The organism is Pseudomonas sp. NPDC090201 (assembly GCF_044746825.1).
Classification (GTDB): Bacteria; Pseudomonadota; Gammaproteobacteria; order Pseudomonadales; family Pseudomonadaceae; genus Aquipseudomonas; species Aquipseudomonas putida_AD.
Genome location: NZ_JBIVCX010000008.1, coordinates 16374 through 30362, shown reverse-complemented (window position 1 = coordinate 30362; position 13989 = coordinate 16374). Strand labels below are relative to the sequence as shown.

Here is a 13989-nt window from a genome sequence, read left to right as displayed (position 1 = left end):
ACAGGTCCAGCCCCGGGATTTTGTGATCATTCCGATCCCGTAGCAGTCCGGCTTGCCGGCGCCGGGGCCCTCAAGACCGTTCCCGCCGGCAAGCCGTGCTGCTACGGTACCGAGGGGTGCCCAGAACCGGTGACCGCCCGCAATCCCGTAGCAGCCGGGCTTGCCCGCGGGGAGGCCCGCATGTTCACCGCCGCCATCAGATCGTGCCGCGACAGGCATAAAAAAAGCGCCCCGAAGGGCGCTTTTCTGGATGCTGCGAAAGACCGTATTACTTGCCGGTCCAGCGCTTCATCACCAGCGTGGCGTTGGTGCCGCCGAAGCCGAAGCTGTTGCTCATGACCAGGTTGATCTCGGCGTTTTCGCGAGTCTTGGTCAGGATCGGCAGATCAGCCACCGCAGGGTCCAGTTCGTCGATGTTCGCCGAACCTGCCATGAAGTTGCCTTCCATCATCAGCATGCAGTAGATCGCTTCGTGAACGCCGGCGGCGCCCAGGGAGTGACCCGACAGGCTCTTGGTGGAGCTGATGGCCGGAGCGTCGGTGCCGAACACTTCACGCACGCCTTTCATTTCCGCGACGTCGCCGACCGGGGTCGAGGTGCCGTGGGTGTTCAGGTAGTCGATCTTGCCATCAACGGTGGACAGCGCCTGCTGCATGCAGCGGATCGCGCCTTCGCCGCTCGGGGCGACCATGTCGTAGCCGTCGGAGGTGGCGCCGTAGCCCACCAGTTCGGCGTAGATCTTCGCGCCGCGAGCCAGAGCGTGTTCCAGCTCCTCGACCACGACCATGCCGCCACCGCCGGCGATGACGAAGCCGTCACGGTCGGCGTCATACGCACGGGAAGCCTGCTCAGGGGTTTCGTTACGCTTGCTGGACAGTGCGCCCATGGCGTCGAACAGGAACGACTGGCTCCAATGCTCTTCTTCACCGCCGCCGGCGAACACGATGTCCTGCTTGCCCATCTGGATCTGTTCCATGGCGGTACCGATGCAGTGAGCACTGGTGGCGCAGGCAGAGGCGATGGAGTAGTTCAGGCCCTTGATCTTGAATGGCGTCGCCAGGCAAGCCGAGACGGTGCTGCTCATGGTGCGGGTCACGCGGTACGGACCTACACGCTTGACGCCTTTTTCGCGCAGGATGTCCAGCGCTTCCATCTGGTTCAGGGTCGACGCGCCGCCGGAACCTGCGATCAGGCCGGTGCGCGGGTTGGACACCTGCTCTTCGGTCAGACCCGAGTCCTTGACCGCGTCCTGCATGGCCAGGTAGGCGTAGGCAGCAGCGTGGCCGACGAAACGGTAGATCTTGCGGTCGATCAGCTCTTCGAGGTTCAGGTCGATGGAGCCGGAAACCTGGCTGCGCAGACCCATTTCGGCATATTCCGGGTTGAATCGGATGCCAGGGCGGCTTGCACGCAGATTGGCGGAAACGGTGTCTTTGTCATTGCCCAAGCAGGAAACAATGCCCAGACCAGTGATAACGACGCGGCGCATGCGAATACCCTTAGAAATTGTCAGTGGAGGTGAACACGCCGACCCGGAGGCCTTCGGCGGTGTAGATTTCGCGGCCGTCCACGGTCACCGAACCGTCGGCGATGGCCAGGTTCAGCTTGCCCTTGAGGACGCGCTTGATTTGAATGTTGTAGGTGACCTTCTTGGCGGTCGGCAGGACCTGGCCGAAGAATTTCACTTCGCCCGAACCCAGCGCACGGCCGCGGCCCGGCAGGCCTTGCCAGCCCAGGAAGAAACCGACCAGTTGCCACATGGCATCCAGGCCCAGGCAGCCCGGCATGACCGGATCGCCTTCGAAATGGCAGCCGAAGAACCACAGGTCGGGAGTGATATCCAGTTCGGCGACCAATTCACCTTTGCCGTACTTGCCGCCTTCTTCGCTGATGTGAGTGATCCGGTCGATCATCAGCATGTTGGGGGCGGGCAGTTGCGCGTTACCTGGGCCGAACAGCTCGCCGCGGCTGCAGCGCAACAGATCTTCCCGGGTAAAGGCGTTTTGTTTGGTCATGCGAGCTCCTCGATAATCCTGTGCGGCATACGTACATCTGACCAGCGGGTCATCCCTCGGCTGGCAGCCTACTCATAGACTATTGCGTTGTAATGAAAGTCACAGCACAGGTGAAATGAATGCACACCTGTGCACTGAAATTGTCCGTTCGCACGCATCTGCGGATCGATCACGGCACACAAGACTGCCGCAATTTATCATTTATCGCCAGTCGCAGATGGCTTAAAGGTCAGCCAGCGTTGCAAAACCTGCGCGAGATCAGCTCGTTTGAAGGGTTTGGCCAGGTAGTCGTTCATGCCCGCCTGCAGGCAAATCTCCCGGTCTCCGTGCCGCGCATTGGCGGTCAGCGCCACGATGGGCAGGGTGTCCAGGCCCGGGAGCTGACGGATCCGGCGGGTCGCTTCATAGCCGTCCATGACCGGCAGGCGGCAGTCCATCAGCACCAGTGCGAATTTTTCCTTGCTGGCCATGCTGACCGCTTCGGCGCCATCGCCGGCCATGCTGACCTGCAATCCGAGGCTGCGCAGCATGGCGTCCACCACCGTGCGGTTGACCGGGTTGTCCTCTACCAGCAGCACACAGCCTTCGCGCTCCTGTGGCAATTCGCCCACCGCGCCGGGGGCCGGTTGGGGATCTTCCTGCTGGACCACCTGCAACGGAATTTCCAGGGTAAACACCGAACCCAGGCCTTCGCTGCTCTGGGCCATGAGCGTGCCGCCCATGCGCTCGGCCAGGTTGCGGGCGATCGGCAGGCCAAGGCCCGTGCCGCCGTAACGTCTTGAAATGGAATTGTCGGCCTGCTGAAACGCATCGAACATCGATTCCACAAGATCCGGCGAGATGCCGATGCCGCTGTCACGCACCGCGCAAGTGAACAGGATCTGCTGGGCGTCGGTGTGCTGCCAGGTGGTTTCCACGCGCACGCTGCCAAATTCGGTGAACTTGAGGGCATTGCCTATCAGGTTGACCAGGATCTGCCGAATCCGCGTCGGGTCGCCCTTGACCCGCAGCGAATCCAGCCCCGGCGACAGATCGACTTCCAGCGCCAGACCCCGCTGTTGGGCGTTGTGGGCAAAAGCCTGCACTGAGGTGGAAATCAACTCTGCCAGGTTGAAGGAAATGTTCTCCAGCTCCATGGCGTCGCGTTCGAAGCGGGAAAAGTCGAGGATGTCGTTGATGACCCGCAGCAGATGCCCGGTGGACTCACTGGCCAGCGCAGCGTATTCGGCCTGCTCTTCGGTCATGCGGGTGGTTTCCAGCAATTGCAGCATGCCCAGCACGCCATTCATCGGCGTGCGCAATTCGTGGCTCATCATCGCCAGGAATTCGGACTTGGCACTGTTGGCGCGCTCGGCTTCTTCCCGGGTGCGGATCAGCTCGTCCATGGCCTTTTTCTGCTCGCGGCTGGCTTTCTCCAGGCCCAGCGCCAGGTTGTTGATGTGGCGGGCCAGGTCGCCCAGTTCCGCATCGTCGGCCACCGGCAACGGAACGGTGTAGTCGCCGTGCTGGATGGCCTTGACTGCATCGCTCATGGCGCTGATCGGCTGCGACAGGCTCAGGGACAGGCGCCGCGCGAGAATATAGGTAAACAGCAGGGCGAAGAGGGCGAGGATGCCGGCCTTGAGCAGGATTTCCTGCTCGCGCAGGTTGAAGGCTTCACTGGACATCCCCACCAGCACCCGACCCAGGTAGTCCTCGACCGGGACGCTGGTGAAATCGTCGATGTCATTCAGCGGTCCGTCCTTGGGGCTGACCTGCTGCAGGCGGATCGGTGCCTGGAACACCTCGATCTGCCGCGCATGGCCGGCCTCGACGGGCTGCTCGACATGCACCAGCACGCTGCCGTTGCTGTCCTGGACTTCGAGAAAACGCACGTGGGGCGTGCTCATGGTGGCTTTCATCAGCCGTTCGAGCACGTCATCGTTGCCGACGATCACCCCGTATTCCGAGGCCGGGGCCAACTGGTTGGCGATCAGCTGGCCGGTGTGGGTCAGCTCCTGGCGCAGATCCTGGATGCGCACCACGGTAAAGAAACTGATCAGCAGCAGGGTCAGCAGCAAGGCGGGGCCAAGGCTGAGGATCTGCGTGCGAGTGCTGATATTCCAGCCCCGTTGTGCCGTCATGCCAGGATCCCGGTCGTCATGGGTGCTTGATTCGCCATCGTGGGTGCAAGGTCGGTCTCATCGAACGGAATTTCATCGGCGCGCGTGCTAAAGATAGCGCATCAGAGGCATCGCGGAATTTTCATCCGGGGCGCGCATCTTAACCGAGTTGTCAGGCATTTCCTTGTGAAAGGTAGGGTTTGGCTTATATGTATCCACGGCCGTGTTTTGCCGCTGGTGGCGAGCACGGCGCTCCGTATAATGCTGCCATCGCCAGTTCTGATGGCTCTAGATGGATTGTTTTATGACCCAACAGCAACCGATCGCAGTTCTGGGTGGCGGCAGCTTCGGAACGGCAGTGGCGAACCTGCTGGCCGGCAATGGCCACCGCGTGCTGCAGTGGATGCGCGATCCCGAGCAGGCCGAGGCGATTCGCGTCAACCGTGAAAACCCGCGTTACCTCAAGGGCATCAAGGTGCTCGACGGGGTGGAGCCGGTGACGGACCTGCAACAGGCCCTGAGCGCCAGCCAACTGGTGTTCGTCGCCTTGCCTTCCAGCGCCCTGCGCGGCGTGCTGACGCCCCATGTCGAACTGCTCACCGGCAAGATGCTGGTCAGCCTGACCAAGGGCATCGAGGCGCAGACCTTCAAGCTCATGAGCGAGATCCTCCAGGACATCGCGCCCAAGGCCCGCATCGGCGTGTTGTCGGGGCCCAACCTCGCCCGCGAGATCGCCGAACATGCGCTGACGGCCACCGTGGTCGCCAGTGAAGACGAAGAACTGTGCCAGCAGGTGCAGGCCGTGCTGCATGGCCGCACCTTCCGCGTGTACGCCAGTGCCGACCGTTTTGGCGTGGAGCTGGGCGGCGCGCTGAAAAACGTCTATGCGATCATCTCCGGCATGGCGGTCGCGCTGGGCATGGGCGAGAACACCAAGAGCATGCTGATCACCCGGGCACTGGCTGAAATGACCCGCTTTGCGGTGAGTCAGGGCGCCAACCCGATGACCTTCCTGGGGCTGGCCGGCGTCGGCGACCTGATCGTGACCTGCTCCTCTCCCAAGAGCCGCAACTACCAGGTCGGTTTTGCCCTGGGCCAGGGCCTGAGCCTGGATGAGGCCGTTACCCGCCTGGGCGAGGTGGCCGAAGGCGTCAATACGCTCAAGGTGCTCAAGGCCCGCGCGCAGGAAGCGCAGGTCTACATGCCGCTGGTGGCCGGTCTGCATGCCATCCTGTTCGAAGGGCGTACGCTGGAACAGGTCATCGAACTGCTGATGCGCGCCGAGCCCAAGACCGACGTCGACTTCATTTCCACCAGCGATTTCAACTGATTCCTTGTCCGGGAGAAACACTTGAACGAGTCCAAAATCAAGCAACACGAATCGATCCTGCTGCGCGTCCTCTGGATGCTGGTGTTTCTGGTGGTCTGGCACGTCGCGGAGATCGTCCTGGCCGTCGTGGTGCTGGTGCAGCTTGCCTATCGCCTGTTCTATGGCGCGCCAAGCCTGAGCCTGCTGTCGTTTGGTGACAGCCTGAGCCAGTTCCTGGCGCAGATCGGCCGTTTCGGCACCTTCCATACCGACCAGAAGCCCTGGCCGTTCGCTGACTGGCCAGCGCCACGCCCACCGGAAGGCGAGGCGCCGCACAAGGTGCCTGCCGCCGCACACCCGGTGCGCGACGAGGAACCCAAGCTATGAAATTGTGGATTCTGCGTCACGGCGAAGCCCAGTACCGGGCGCGCACCGACGCCGAACGGGAACTGACCGCCAACGGCCGGGAAGAGGTGCTCGCAAGCGCCGCGCACCTGCTGGGCCAGCCGCTGCGCTTCATCCTCGCCAGCCCCTACGTGCGTGCGCAGCAGACGGCGGAGCTGGTGCGCCAGGCGCTGGGTTTCGCCGAATCGGTGGTGACCGTGCCCTGGCTGACCCCGGACAGCGACCCGCGCAAGGTGCTGGACAACCTGGATCTGTATGCCGCGGATGAAGTGCTGCTGGTCAGCCACCAACCGCTGGTAGGCACGCTGATCGGCCTGGCAGTGCACGGCAACCTGCAACAGGCCCAGGCCATGCACACCGCAAGCCTTGCCGAACTCGAGGCGGACTTCCCGCTGGCGGGGGCGATGAACCTGGTGAGCGTTCGGCATCCTGCTTCCGGCGCCTGACCTGTAGGAGCGTGGCTTGTCCCGCGATCGGCTGCGCAGCAGTCGTAAAACCTGCACATGCGGCAGGTCTGGCGCACCGCGATAACCGGATTTGCGACGACTTCGTCGCCGATCGCGGGACAAGCCACGCTCCTACAGTGCGCAGGTGTACCTGTCACTCATCAACAACAAGGAAAAATCATGAGTCTATGGCGCGACACACCCAACCTTGAAGCCCTCAATGCCATGCAGAAAAACACCATCGGTGAGCTGCTGGACATCCGCTTCGAAGCCTTCGACGACAACTCGCTGACCGCCAGCATGGCCGTCGATCATCGTACCCATCAGCCCTACGGCCTGTTGCACGGCGGTGCGTCGGTGGTGCTGGCGGAAACCGTGGGTTCCAGCGCCAGTTACCTGGCCATCGACACCAGCAAGTACTTCTGCGTGGGCATCGAGGTCAACGCCAACCATCTGCGTGGTCTGCGCAGCGGGCGGGTGACGGCGGTGGCGCATCCGGTGCATATCGGCCGCACGACCCACGTCTGGGACATCCGCCTGACCAGCGACGACGGCAAGGCCAGCTGCATCTCGCGCCTGACCGTTGCCGTCGTGCCCCACGGCGAGCAGCCTCCGGCGCGCTGAGCCACGCTTGGCTCGCATGACCGGAGTGTCATCCCCGATGGCAGTTCCGGTCATTGCCGCTGCCGCGGGCCGGTGCGCACAATTGAGTCCTGATCGAGGTTCACTGGACACGCCCGCATGACCCAACCGGTTTTTTTCGCCCACGCCAACGGCTTTCCTTCGGCGACCTATGGCAAGTTGTTCGCCGCGCTGGGTGACGAGTACGAAATCGTCCATCTGGGCCAGCACGCCCATGACCCGCGTTTCCCGGTCACCGACAACTGGCCCAACCTGGTTGACGAGCTGATCCACCATCTGTCGCAGCAGCCGCAACCGGTCTGGGGTGTGGGGCATTCCCTGGGTGGCGTGCTGCATTACCACGCAGCCTTGCGCCATCCCGAGTTGTACCGAGGTGTGGTCATGCTCGATTCGCCAGTGCTCACCCGCTTTGACCAGTGGATGATTCGTGCGGCCAAACGTTTCGGTTTCATCGACCGCATCACGCCAGCGGGCCGCACTCTGGGGCGGCGCGAAGTATTCAGCGACCTGAGCGCTGCCCGGCAGTATTTCTCCGGCAAGAACCTGTTCCGTCGGTTCGACCCCGAGTGCTTCGAAGCCTATCTGTTGCACGGCCTGCAGCCCGATGGCGAACAGTTGCGCCTGCGCTTCGACCCGGCCACCGAAATCAGCATCTACCGCAGCGTGCCCCACACCAGCCCCGGCATGGCCCGGCATCTGCGGGTTCCGCTGGCGATGGTGCGCGGCGAGCACAGTGATGTGGTGCGGCGCCATCACGCGATGTCGGTGAAAAGCATGCGCGAAGGCGAGTATCTTTCGGTACCGGGTGGGCACATGTTCCCGCTTGAACACCCCGAGGATACCGCGCAGATGCTCAAGAACCTGTTTTCCCGCTGGTCCGACAGATCGCTGCACGCCAGCAACCCGCAGGGCAGCCAGCGAGCCCGCGCATGAGCTGTTCGGTCGAAGAGATACGCCTGAGCCTGCCGCATATCGAACTGGCGGCGCACCTGTTCGGCCCGCAGGACGGCCTGCCGGTAATTGCCTTGCATGGCTGGCTGGACAACGCCAACAGCTTCGCCCGCCTGGCACCGCGCCTCAAGGGCCTGCGCATCCTGGCGCTGGACATGGCCGGGCATGGGCATTCCGATCACCGCCCACCGGGCGCCGGTTACGGCTTGCCCGACTACGCCCATGACGTGCTGCAGGTGGCGCAGCAGATGGGTTGGGAGAAGTTTTCCCTGCTGGGGCATTCGCTGGGGGCCATCGTTTCGGTGATCCTGGCGGGCGCGGTGCCGGAGCGGGTCAACCGCCTGGCGCTGATCGACGGGCTGATCCCGCCCCTTGGCGAACCGGAAGCGGCGGCCGAGCGAATGGGTGCTGCCTTGCAGGCGCAACTCAATCAGTTCAACAAGCGCAAGCCGGTGTATCAGGACATGGACCGCGCCGTGGAGGCGCGCATGCGCGGCATGGTCGCGGTCAGTCGCGAAGCGGCCGACTGTTGGCCCAACGCGGCCTGATGCCGGTGCCCGGCGGCTACACCTGGCGCAGCGACAGCCGCCTGACCCTGGCGTCGCCGACCCGGCTGACCCGCGCCCAGGCGATGTCCTTCGTCAATGCGGTGCGCTGTCCGGCGCATCTGGTGGTGGCCGAGGAGGGCATGCTGGCACAGAACAAAGAGCTGCTGGCCAGCGTGCCGTTTGCCGTCAGCGTCTTGCCTGGCGGCCACCATTTGCACCTGAACGACGAGGCCGGTACACACGCTGTTGCAGACTGTTTCAATCGGTTCTTCGCCGTTTCTTGACTTGCGCGGCGCAACTGCCGACGCTGGGCGGGTAGAAACAGGAGACTGCCCGATGGACCACTGCACACGCTTCACCCATTCATCCACCCGTTATCCCTCACAACGCCGGCACCACGCGCCGGTTTTTGTGTGCCCGCCGATGGCTGGCCTATGAACTTCCCTCTGGGGCGTGGCTACGCGCTCGGGTTGCTGCTGTGCCTGACCGGCTTTGCCAGCGCAAGCCAGGCGGCTGACGTGGCGGGCAGTCAGGATTTTTCCATCGTGCCGCGCCCCACCGATGCTGAAATCGTCGATTACAAACCTGCGGTCGAACTCGAACGCATCTACCCCATGGGCTCGATCCGCAAGATCAGCGGCCAGTTGCGCTTCGACGGCCAGGTGGCCGCGCGGGGCAATGCGGCTTCCGTGACTTACCAGTTGCCCGCCGAGCGTTCCGCCGACGAAGCGTTCACCGCTGCCCGCGAAGCGTTGCAGAAGCAGGGGGCGCAGTTGTTGTTCTGGTGTCAGGCTCGCGATTGCGGCGAGAGCAGCCTGTGGGCCAACGAGGTGTTCGGCAACGCCCGGCTGTACGGCGCCGACAACGGCCAGGCCTATCTGCTGCTGCGTCTGGCCGAACCTGCCAACGACACGCTGGTGGCGCTGTACAGCATCACCCGGGGCAATCGCCGGGCACTGCTGCACGTCGAGCAGTTCCAGGCCAGTGCGCCACTGGGCGAGCTGCTGCCGACCTCCGCAACCTTGCTGCGCGAACTCAAAAGCACCGGGGATCTGGATTTGCCGATGCTCAGTGGTGCTCCCGCCCAGCCCTGGATCACCCTGTTGTCACGGGGCCTGAACCTGGACAGCACGGTGCGCGTGACCCTGTCCGGCGCGCAAAGCGAGGCCTGGCGCCAAGCCCTGACCGATGCAGGCGTGCGCGCGGCGCGGCTTGAAATCGGCGCCGCACAAACCCGGGGGCTGGCCATCGAACTCATTCGCTGATGCAGGTTCTATCATTGGCGTTATCACGGGGAACGGTGAACGTCATCGTTCGCCCCTATGCTTGAATACTCTCGATTTCTTTTCAGCGGACTGATCCATGCTCAATAACGACCGCCTGTTGGTGCAGATTCTTCTGCTCGCCTTGCTGGGCGCCTGTCTGTGGGTGATGGCGCCGTTCTGGTCGGCGCTGTTCTGGGGCGCGGTGCTGGCCTTCGCCAGCTGGCCGCTGATGCGTCTGCTGACCCGCGCATTGAATGGCCGCGAATCCCTGGCCGCAGGTATCCTGACCCTGGGCTGGATGCTGCTGGTGGCGGCGCCTCTGGTGTGGCTGGGCTTCAACCTGGCGGACCACGTGCGCGACGCCACGGTGTTCGTCAAGGATGTGCAGGTCGATGGCCTGCCTGATCCTCCCACCTGGCTTGGCAACATTCCTCTGGTGGGCGAGCGCCTGGTGGGCTACTGGACCACCATCGATCAGCAAGGCGCGGCATTGCTGGCCAGCATCAAGCCGTATTTCGGCCAGGTGGGCAACTGGCTGCTGGCCCGCAGCGCGCAGATCGGCGGTGGCATTCTCGAGCTGACCCTGAGCATCGTTTTCGTGTTCTTCTTCTACCGCGACGGCCCGCGACTGGCGGCGTTCGTGCTCAGCCTGCTGGAGCGGCTGATCGGTGATCGTGCGCAATACTACGTCGATCTGGTGGCAGGCACGGTGCAGCGGGTGGTCAACGGCGTGATCGGCACGGCGGCGGCCCAGGGCATCCTGGCGCTGATCGGCTTCCTGATTGCCGGCGTGCCGGGCGCGCTGGTGCTGGGCATCGGTACCTTCCTGCTCAGCCTGGTGCCCATGGGCCCGCCGCTGATCTGGATTCCGGCCACGGCTTGGCTGGCCTGGAAAGGCGAATACGGGATGGCGGTGTTTCTGGGGCTGTGGGGCACGTTCATCGTCAGTGGCGTGGACAACGTGCTCAAGCCATACCTCATCAGCCGTGGCGGCAACCTGCCGCTGGTGATCGTGCTGCTGGGCGTGTTCGGCGGATTGCTGGCCTTTGGTTTCATCGGCCTGTTCATCGGCCCGACCTTGCTGGCAGTGGCCTACAGCCTGTTGCTGGACTGGGTGGCCGACAGCCGCGCAAGGCAGTTGCCCAAGTAGACCGGGCGTAACACGCGACCGCCGTCGGGCACTGACCCGGCGGCGGTCTTTTTTGTCAGGCAGAAATACTCACGTACTTGCCCGCCGTCGCGCTGCTTGTGAGGTTGTAGCTTTGGCTGATGGCCGCGACCATGCGATTCAGTGCTTCGGTGGCCTGGGTGCTGGTGTTCGAGTCGCTGCTTGAATCGTCGCCTTGCAATGCAGCGGTCAGCTCCGACTCGCTGATGCTGCCATCACCGTCGGCATCCAGTGCACTGAGCAGGTCCTGGGCCTGGTCTGCGGCCGAGCCTGCGTCCATCTGCATGGGCGGTGGCGGTGGCGGGGTCATGGCGGCCAGCTCGTCGACATCCAGACTGTCATCGTCATTGCTGTCCAGATCGCCGAACGCCTTGCTCAGACTGACCGTGATGCCGTCCTTGGAGTCGGAAGACAAGGCTGAGCTGAGTTCATCCTTGTCGATGCTGCCATCGCCATTGGTGTCGAGTTTCTTCAGCAGATCCTCGGCGAATTTCTTGCTCTTGTCGGTGCTGGTGGTGCTGCTTGAGCTGGCGTACCCGGAATAACTGCTGCTGCCGCTGATGCCTGAGATCATCGGACTGCCTCCCTTCGAATGGATAGAGCCGGCTCGGTTTACCGGCTCATGCAGCGTCGGGGGTGTGGGTGTCGGGGGTGTGTGGGGTTTGTAACGCGGGGCTTACGCGGCGCCTGCGTACATGCACCGTAGGAGCGCGCTTGCCCGCGACCGCAGTGTGTCAGGGCACCTGAAGGTCAATGACACACTGCGGTCGCGGGCAAGCGCGCTCCTACAGGTGTGCCTTTGGAACGGCCAGCATGGAAAGAGCATTCAGATACGTGGCAGGTCGAGCACGGCGGTCAGGCCGCCGCCCGGCGTTTCCTCCAGGCGCAGATCACCGCCCATGCGCCGGGCGGCCTCCCGGGCGATGGTCATGCCGATGCCGACGCCGCCGGAGTTGCGGTTGCGCGAACCCTCGACGCGGTAGAAGGGCTCGAACACCGCTTCGCGCAAATTCTCCGCAATGCCCGGGCCCTGATCGATCACGCGCACCTGCAGTCTGTCGCTGGCATCCTCGATCACCACTCGCGCGTGGCCGGCGTAGCGCAGGGCGTTGTCGATCAGGTTGTGCAGGCAGGAGCGCAGGGCCATGGGTTGTGACTTCAGCGGTTTGCAAGTGCCGCTGGCCTGCACGTCGTCGCCATTGTCCTGGGCGTTCTCGGTCAGCGATTCGATCAGCGCCTGCACGTCGAAATACTGCAGGGCCTCGCTGGTGCGCTGCTCGTTCAGGTAGGTCAGGGTCGCATCGAGCATGCCGATCATGTCGTTCAGATCCTGGGTCATCTGGCCATGCAGCCTGGGCTCTTCAATCTGTTCGACGCGCAGTTTCAAGCGCGCCAGGGGCGTGCGCAGGTCGTGGGAAACGGCGGCCAGCATGCGCCCGCGTTGCTGCACCTGTTCGCGAATACGCTCCTGCATCAGGTTGAACGTCGCAGCCGCCTGACGCGCTTCCCTGGGGCCGGTGATGGTCAACGGCGGGCTGTCGAGGTTTTCGCTCAGGCGCTCGGCCGCGTCACTGATACGCTGGACCGGTCGGCTCAAGGCCTTGGCCCCGAACCAGGCGGCAATCACCAGGGTGACCAGTTGAAAGAACAGCGGGATCAGCGGAATGCCGAGAAACGGCGGGCGTCCGGGTGGCGGCGGGGGCGGGCGCAGGGCGTCGAGGGCCGACGAAAGCTCGCTCTGTTCCCCTGCAGGCGGCATGGGATGAACGTTCTGCTGACCGGTGGGCGGCGGTGGCGGCATCGCCGGGCCGTAGTGGTGAAACCAGATGAACGCCAGCAGGTGCGCCAGGACGATGGCCAGCAGCGCGCCGCCGAACAGGCGGGCGAAGAGGGTGTCGGCCGAGCGGATCAACCAATGTCCCTGGCGTCGAACATATAGCCTTCGCCACGTACGGTCTTGATCAGTTGCGGGGACTTGGGATCGTCACCCAGTTTCTGGCGCAGGCGCGAGACCAACAGGTCAATGCTGCGATCGAATGCCTCGATGGAGCGGCCACGGGCGGCATCGAGCAGTTGTTCGCGGTTCAATACCCGGCGCGGGCGTTCGAGGAACACGCGCAGCAGGCGGAATTCGGCGTTGGACAGCGGCACTACGAGACCGTCGGGCGCGGTCAGTTGGCGCAGCACGCTGTTCAGGCGCCAGTTGTCGAAGCGCAGGGTGGTACGCTCCTCGGTGCGGTCGTCGCGCACCCGGCGCAGGATGGTCTGGATGCGCGCCACCAGCTCGCGAGGCTCGAAGGGCTTGGCCATGTAGTCGTCGGCGCCGAGTTCAAGGCCGATGATGCGGTCGGTCGGCTCGCAGCGGGCGGTCAGCATCAGGATCGGAATGTCAGAGGTGCTGCGCAGCCATCGGCACAACGACAGGCCGTCTTCGCCCGGCAGCATCAGGTCCAGCACCACCACGTCGTAGGTTTCCTCGGCCAGGGCCTGGCGCATGGCATTGCCATCGGTGACGCCGGTGCTCTGGATGTTGAAACGGGCCAGGTAGTCGCACAGCAGTTCGCGGATCGGCACGTCGTCATCGACGATCAGCGCGCGAGTGTTCCAGCGCCGCTCTTCAGCCGGAGCGTTGGCGGTGTTGCTGTCAGGGGTCGTTTGCATGTTGCTGCCGCCATGTGATGCCGCCGGGAAGGCCGCGGGTGAGGAACGACGCTGCCATGCTACTGCGCAGGCGAGCGGGGCGGAAGGGTGAGCCTGTCGGGTGTCGGCGCGATGTCTTGAATGTATCAAGAAATGTACAAAGCGGTTAATAACGTTTGTTGTAGGAGCGCGCTTGCCCGCGACCGCGGTGTGTCATTCAACATCAGATGCCCTGACACACCGCGGTCGCGGGCAAGCGCGCTCCTATAGACTGGGGTGAAATCGGCACTCTTTACGCTTTCTTTATGCCCCGCGCCTACCCTCGATCTCGTTCCTTTACACCCGTCATGACGACAATTCCTACACACGGCAATCGCCGTATGACGGAGAGTTTTTTCATGAGCGTTCTGGATGGGGTGTCACTGCTGTTGGCGGCAGGGTTGTTCGTGTACTTGCTGGTGGCGCTGCTGCGCGCCGGTCGGGTCGAGGAGTGACGGC

14 protein-coding genes and 1 pseudogene are annotated in these 13989 nt (G+C 63.7%); 9 read left to right on the top strand and 6 right to left on the bottom strand.

Annotated features, from left to right (window positions below):
- Positions 1–268: 268 nt before the first annotated feature.
- The 3 genes from fabB to ACIPOO_RS19930 form a co-directional block, all read right to left on the bottom strand.
- Positions 269–1489 carry a beta-ketoacyl-ACP synthase I gene (gene fabB / locus ACIPOO_RS19940; protein WP_274131385.1) on the bottom strand — a complete coding sequence of 407 codons (1221 nt, stop codon included), beginning with the start codon at positions 1487–1489 and terminating at the stop codon, positions 269–271.
- A 10-nt stretch (positions 1490–1499) separates the two neighbouring features.
- Positions 1500–2015, bottom strand: a complete 516-nt coding sequence (gene fabA / locus ACIPOO_RS19935) for a 3-hydroxyacyl-[acyl-carrier-protein] dehydratase FabA (protein ID WP_274131384.1) — start codon at positions 2013–2015, stop codon at positions 1500–1502.
- Between the two features lie 197 nt (positions 2016–2212).
- Positions 2213–4138, bottom strand: coding sequence for a response regulator (locus ACIPOO_RS19930; protein WP_400609262.1), 1926 nt, complete (start codon positions 4136–4138; stop codon positions 2213–2215).
- A 283-nt stretch (positions 4139–4421) separates the two neighbouring features.
- Here ACIPOO_RS19930 and ACIPOO_RS19925 point away from each other — a divergent pair, with 283 nt between their 5' ends.
- The 8 genes and pseudogenes from ACIPOO_RS19925 to ACIPOO_RS19890 all read left to right on the top strand — a co-directional run bounded on the left by ACIPOO_RS19925 (position 4422) and on the right by ACIPOO_RS19890 (position 10833).
- Positions 4422–5447: an NAD(P)H-dependent glycerol-3-phosphate dehydrogenase gene (locus ACIPOO_RS19925; protein WP_274131382.1), complete on the top strand. Its 1026-nt coding sequence runs from the start codon at positions 4422–4424 to the stop codon at positions 5445–5447.
- A 21-nt stretch (positions 5448–5468) separates the two neighbouring features.
- Positions 5469–5813 (top strand): DUF4389 domain-containing protein, encoded by a 345-nt coding sequence (locus ACIPOO_RS19920; protein ID WP_274131381.1) that lies wholly within the window; start codon positions 5469–5471, stop codon positions 5811–5813.
- Positions 5810–6277 carry a phosphohistidine phosphatase SixA gene (gene sixA, locus ACIPOO_RS19915; RefSeq protein WP_400609259.1) on the top strand — a complete coding sequence of 156 codons (468 nt, stop codon included), beginning with the start codon at positions 5810–5812 and terminating at the stop codon, positions 6275–6277. The genes ACIPOO_RS19920 and sixA overlap by 4 nt, the downstream gene beginning before the upstream one ends.
- A 180-nt stretch (positions 6278–6457) precedes the next feature.
- Positions 6458–6901: a hotdog fold thioesterase gene (locus tag ACIPOO_RS19910; RefSeq protein ID WP_274131379.1), complete on the top strand. Its 444-nt coding sequence runs from the start codon at positions 6458–6460 to the stop codon at positions 6899–6901.
- Between the two features lie 117 nt (positions 6902–7018).
- Positions 7019–7852, top strand: a complete 834-nt coding sequence (locus tag ACIPOO_RS19905) for an alpha/beta fold hydrolase (RefSeq protein ID WP_274131378.1) — start codon at positions 7019–7021, stop codon at positions 7850–7852.
- Positions 7849–8702 (top strand): annotated as a pseudogene (locus ACIPOO_RS19900) (alpha/beta fold hydrolase). The gene ACIPOO_RS19905 and the pseudogene ACIPOO_RS19900 overlap by 4 nt, the downstream one beginning before the upstream one ends.
- 150 nt (positions 8703–8852) lie before the next feature.
- Positions 8853–9683, top strand: a complete 831-nt coding sequence (locus tag ACIPOO_RS19895) for a DUF4892 domain-containing protein (protein ID WP_274131376.1) — start codon at positions 8853–8855, stop codon at positions 9681–9683.
- Positions 9684–9780: 97 nt separating this feature from the next.
- Complete coding sequence (locus ACIPOO_RS19890; protein WP_400609256.1) at positions 9781–10833, top strand: AI-2E family transporter; 1053 nt, start codon at positions 9781–9783, stop codon at positions 10831–10833.
- Positions 10834–10888: 55 nt separating this feature from the next.
- Here the strand turns inward: ACIPOO_RS19890 and xopAW are convergent, their stop codons facing one another.
- The 3 genes from xopAW to ACIPOO_RS19875 form a co-directional block, all read right to left on the bottom strand.
- Entirely contained in the window at positions 10889–11425 is a 537-nt protein-coding gene (gene xopAW / locus ACIPOO_RS19885) for a XopAW family type III secretion system calcium-binding effector (protein WP_400609254.1), read from the bottom strand.
- A gap of 252 nt (positions 11426–11677) precedes the next feature.
- Positions 11678–12763 carry a sensor histidine kinase gene (locus ACIPOO_RS19880; RefSeq protein ID WP_400609252.1) on the bottom strand — a complete coding sequence of 362 codons (1086 nt, stop codon included), beginning with the start codon at positions 12761–12763 and terminating at the stop codon, positions 11678–11680.
- Positions 12760–13512 carry a response regulator gene (locus tag ACIPOO_RS19875; protein ID WP_274131372.1) on the bottom strand — a complete coding sequence of 251 codons (753 nt, stop codon included), beginning with the start codon at positions 13510–13512 and terminating at the stop codon, positions 12760–12762. Before ACIPOO_RS19875 ends, ACIPOO_RS19880 begins: the two co-directional genes overlap by 4 nt.
- A 377-nt stretch (positions 13513–13889) precedes the next feature.
- Here ACIPOO_RS19875 and kdpF point away from each other — a divergent pair, with 377 nt between their 5' ends.
- The gene (gene kdpF / locus ACIPOO_RS19870; protein WP_037009437.1) at positions 13890–13985 is read left to right on the top strand and encodes a K(+)-transporting ATPase subunit F; all 96 of its coding nucleotides are present in this window, start codon (positions 13890–13892) and stop codon (positions 13983–13985) included.
- Positions 13986–13989 lie beyond the last annotated feature (4 nt).

What these genes read in the sequence shown, in the direction of transcription:
- kdpF (WP_037009437.1), top strand. Translation starts at nt 13,890, where the DNA reads ATGAGCGTTCTGGATGGGGTGTCACTGCTGTTGGCGGCAGGGTTGTTC.
- fabB (WP_274131385.1), bottom strand. Translation starts at nt 1,489, where the DNA reads ATGCGCCGCGTCGTTATCACTGGTCTGGGCATTGTTTCCTGCTTGGGC.
- ACIPOO_RS19925 (WP_274131382.1), top strand. Translation starts at nt 4,422, where the DNA reads ATGACCCAACAGCAACCGATCGCAGTTCTGGGTGGCGGCAGCTTCGGA.
- fabA (WP_274131384.1), bottom strand. Translation starts at nt 2,015, where the DNA reads ATGACCAAACAAAACGCCTTTACCCGGGAAGATCTGTTGCGCTGCAGC.
- ACIPOO_RS19875 (WP_274131372.1), bottom strand. Translation starts at nt 13,512, where the DNA reads ATGCAAACGACCCCTGACAGCAACACCGCCAACGCTCCGGCTGAAGAG.
- ACIPOO_RS19930 (WP_400609262.1), bottom strand. Translation starts at nt 4,138, where the DNA reads ATGACGGCACAACGGGGCTGGAATATCAGCACTCGCACGCAGATCCTC.
- ACIPOO_RS19895 (WP_274131376.1), top strand. Translation starts at nt 8,853, where the DNA reads ATGAACTTCCCTCTGGGGCGTGGCTACGCGCTCGGGTTGCTGCTGTGC.
- sixA (WP_400609259.1), top strand. Translation starts at nt 5,810, where the DNA reads ATGAAATTGTGGATTCTGCGTCACGGCGAAGCCCAGTACCGGGCGCGC.
- ACIPOO_RS19890 (WP_400609256.1), top strand. Translation starts at nt 9,781, where the DNA reads ATGCTCAATAACGACCGCCTGTTGGTGCAGATTCTTCTGCTCGCCTTG.
- ACIPOO_RS19905 (WP_274131378.1), top strand. Translation starts at nt 7,019, where the DNA reads ATGACCCAACCGGTTTTTTTCGCCCACGCCAACGGCTTTCCTTCGGCG.
- ACIPOO_RS19910 (WP_274131379.1), top strand. Translation starts at nt 6,458, where the DNA reads ATGAGTCTATGGCGCGACACACCCAACCTTGAAGCCCTCAATGCCATG.
- xopAW (WP_400609254.1), bottom strand. Translation starts at nt 11,425, where the DNA reads ATGATCTCAGGCATCAGCGGCAGCAGCAGTTATTCCGGGTACGCCAGC.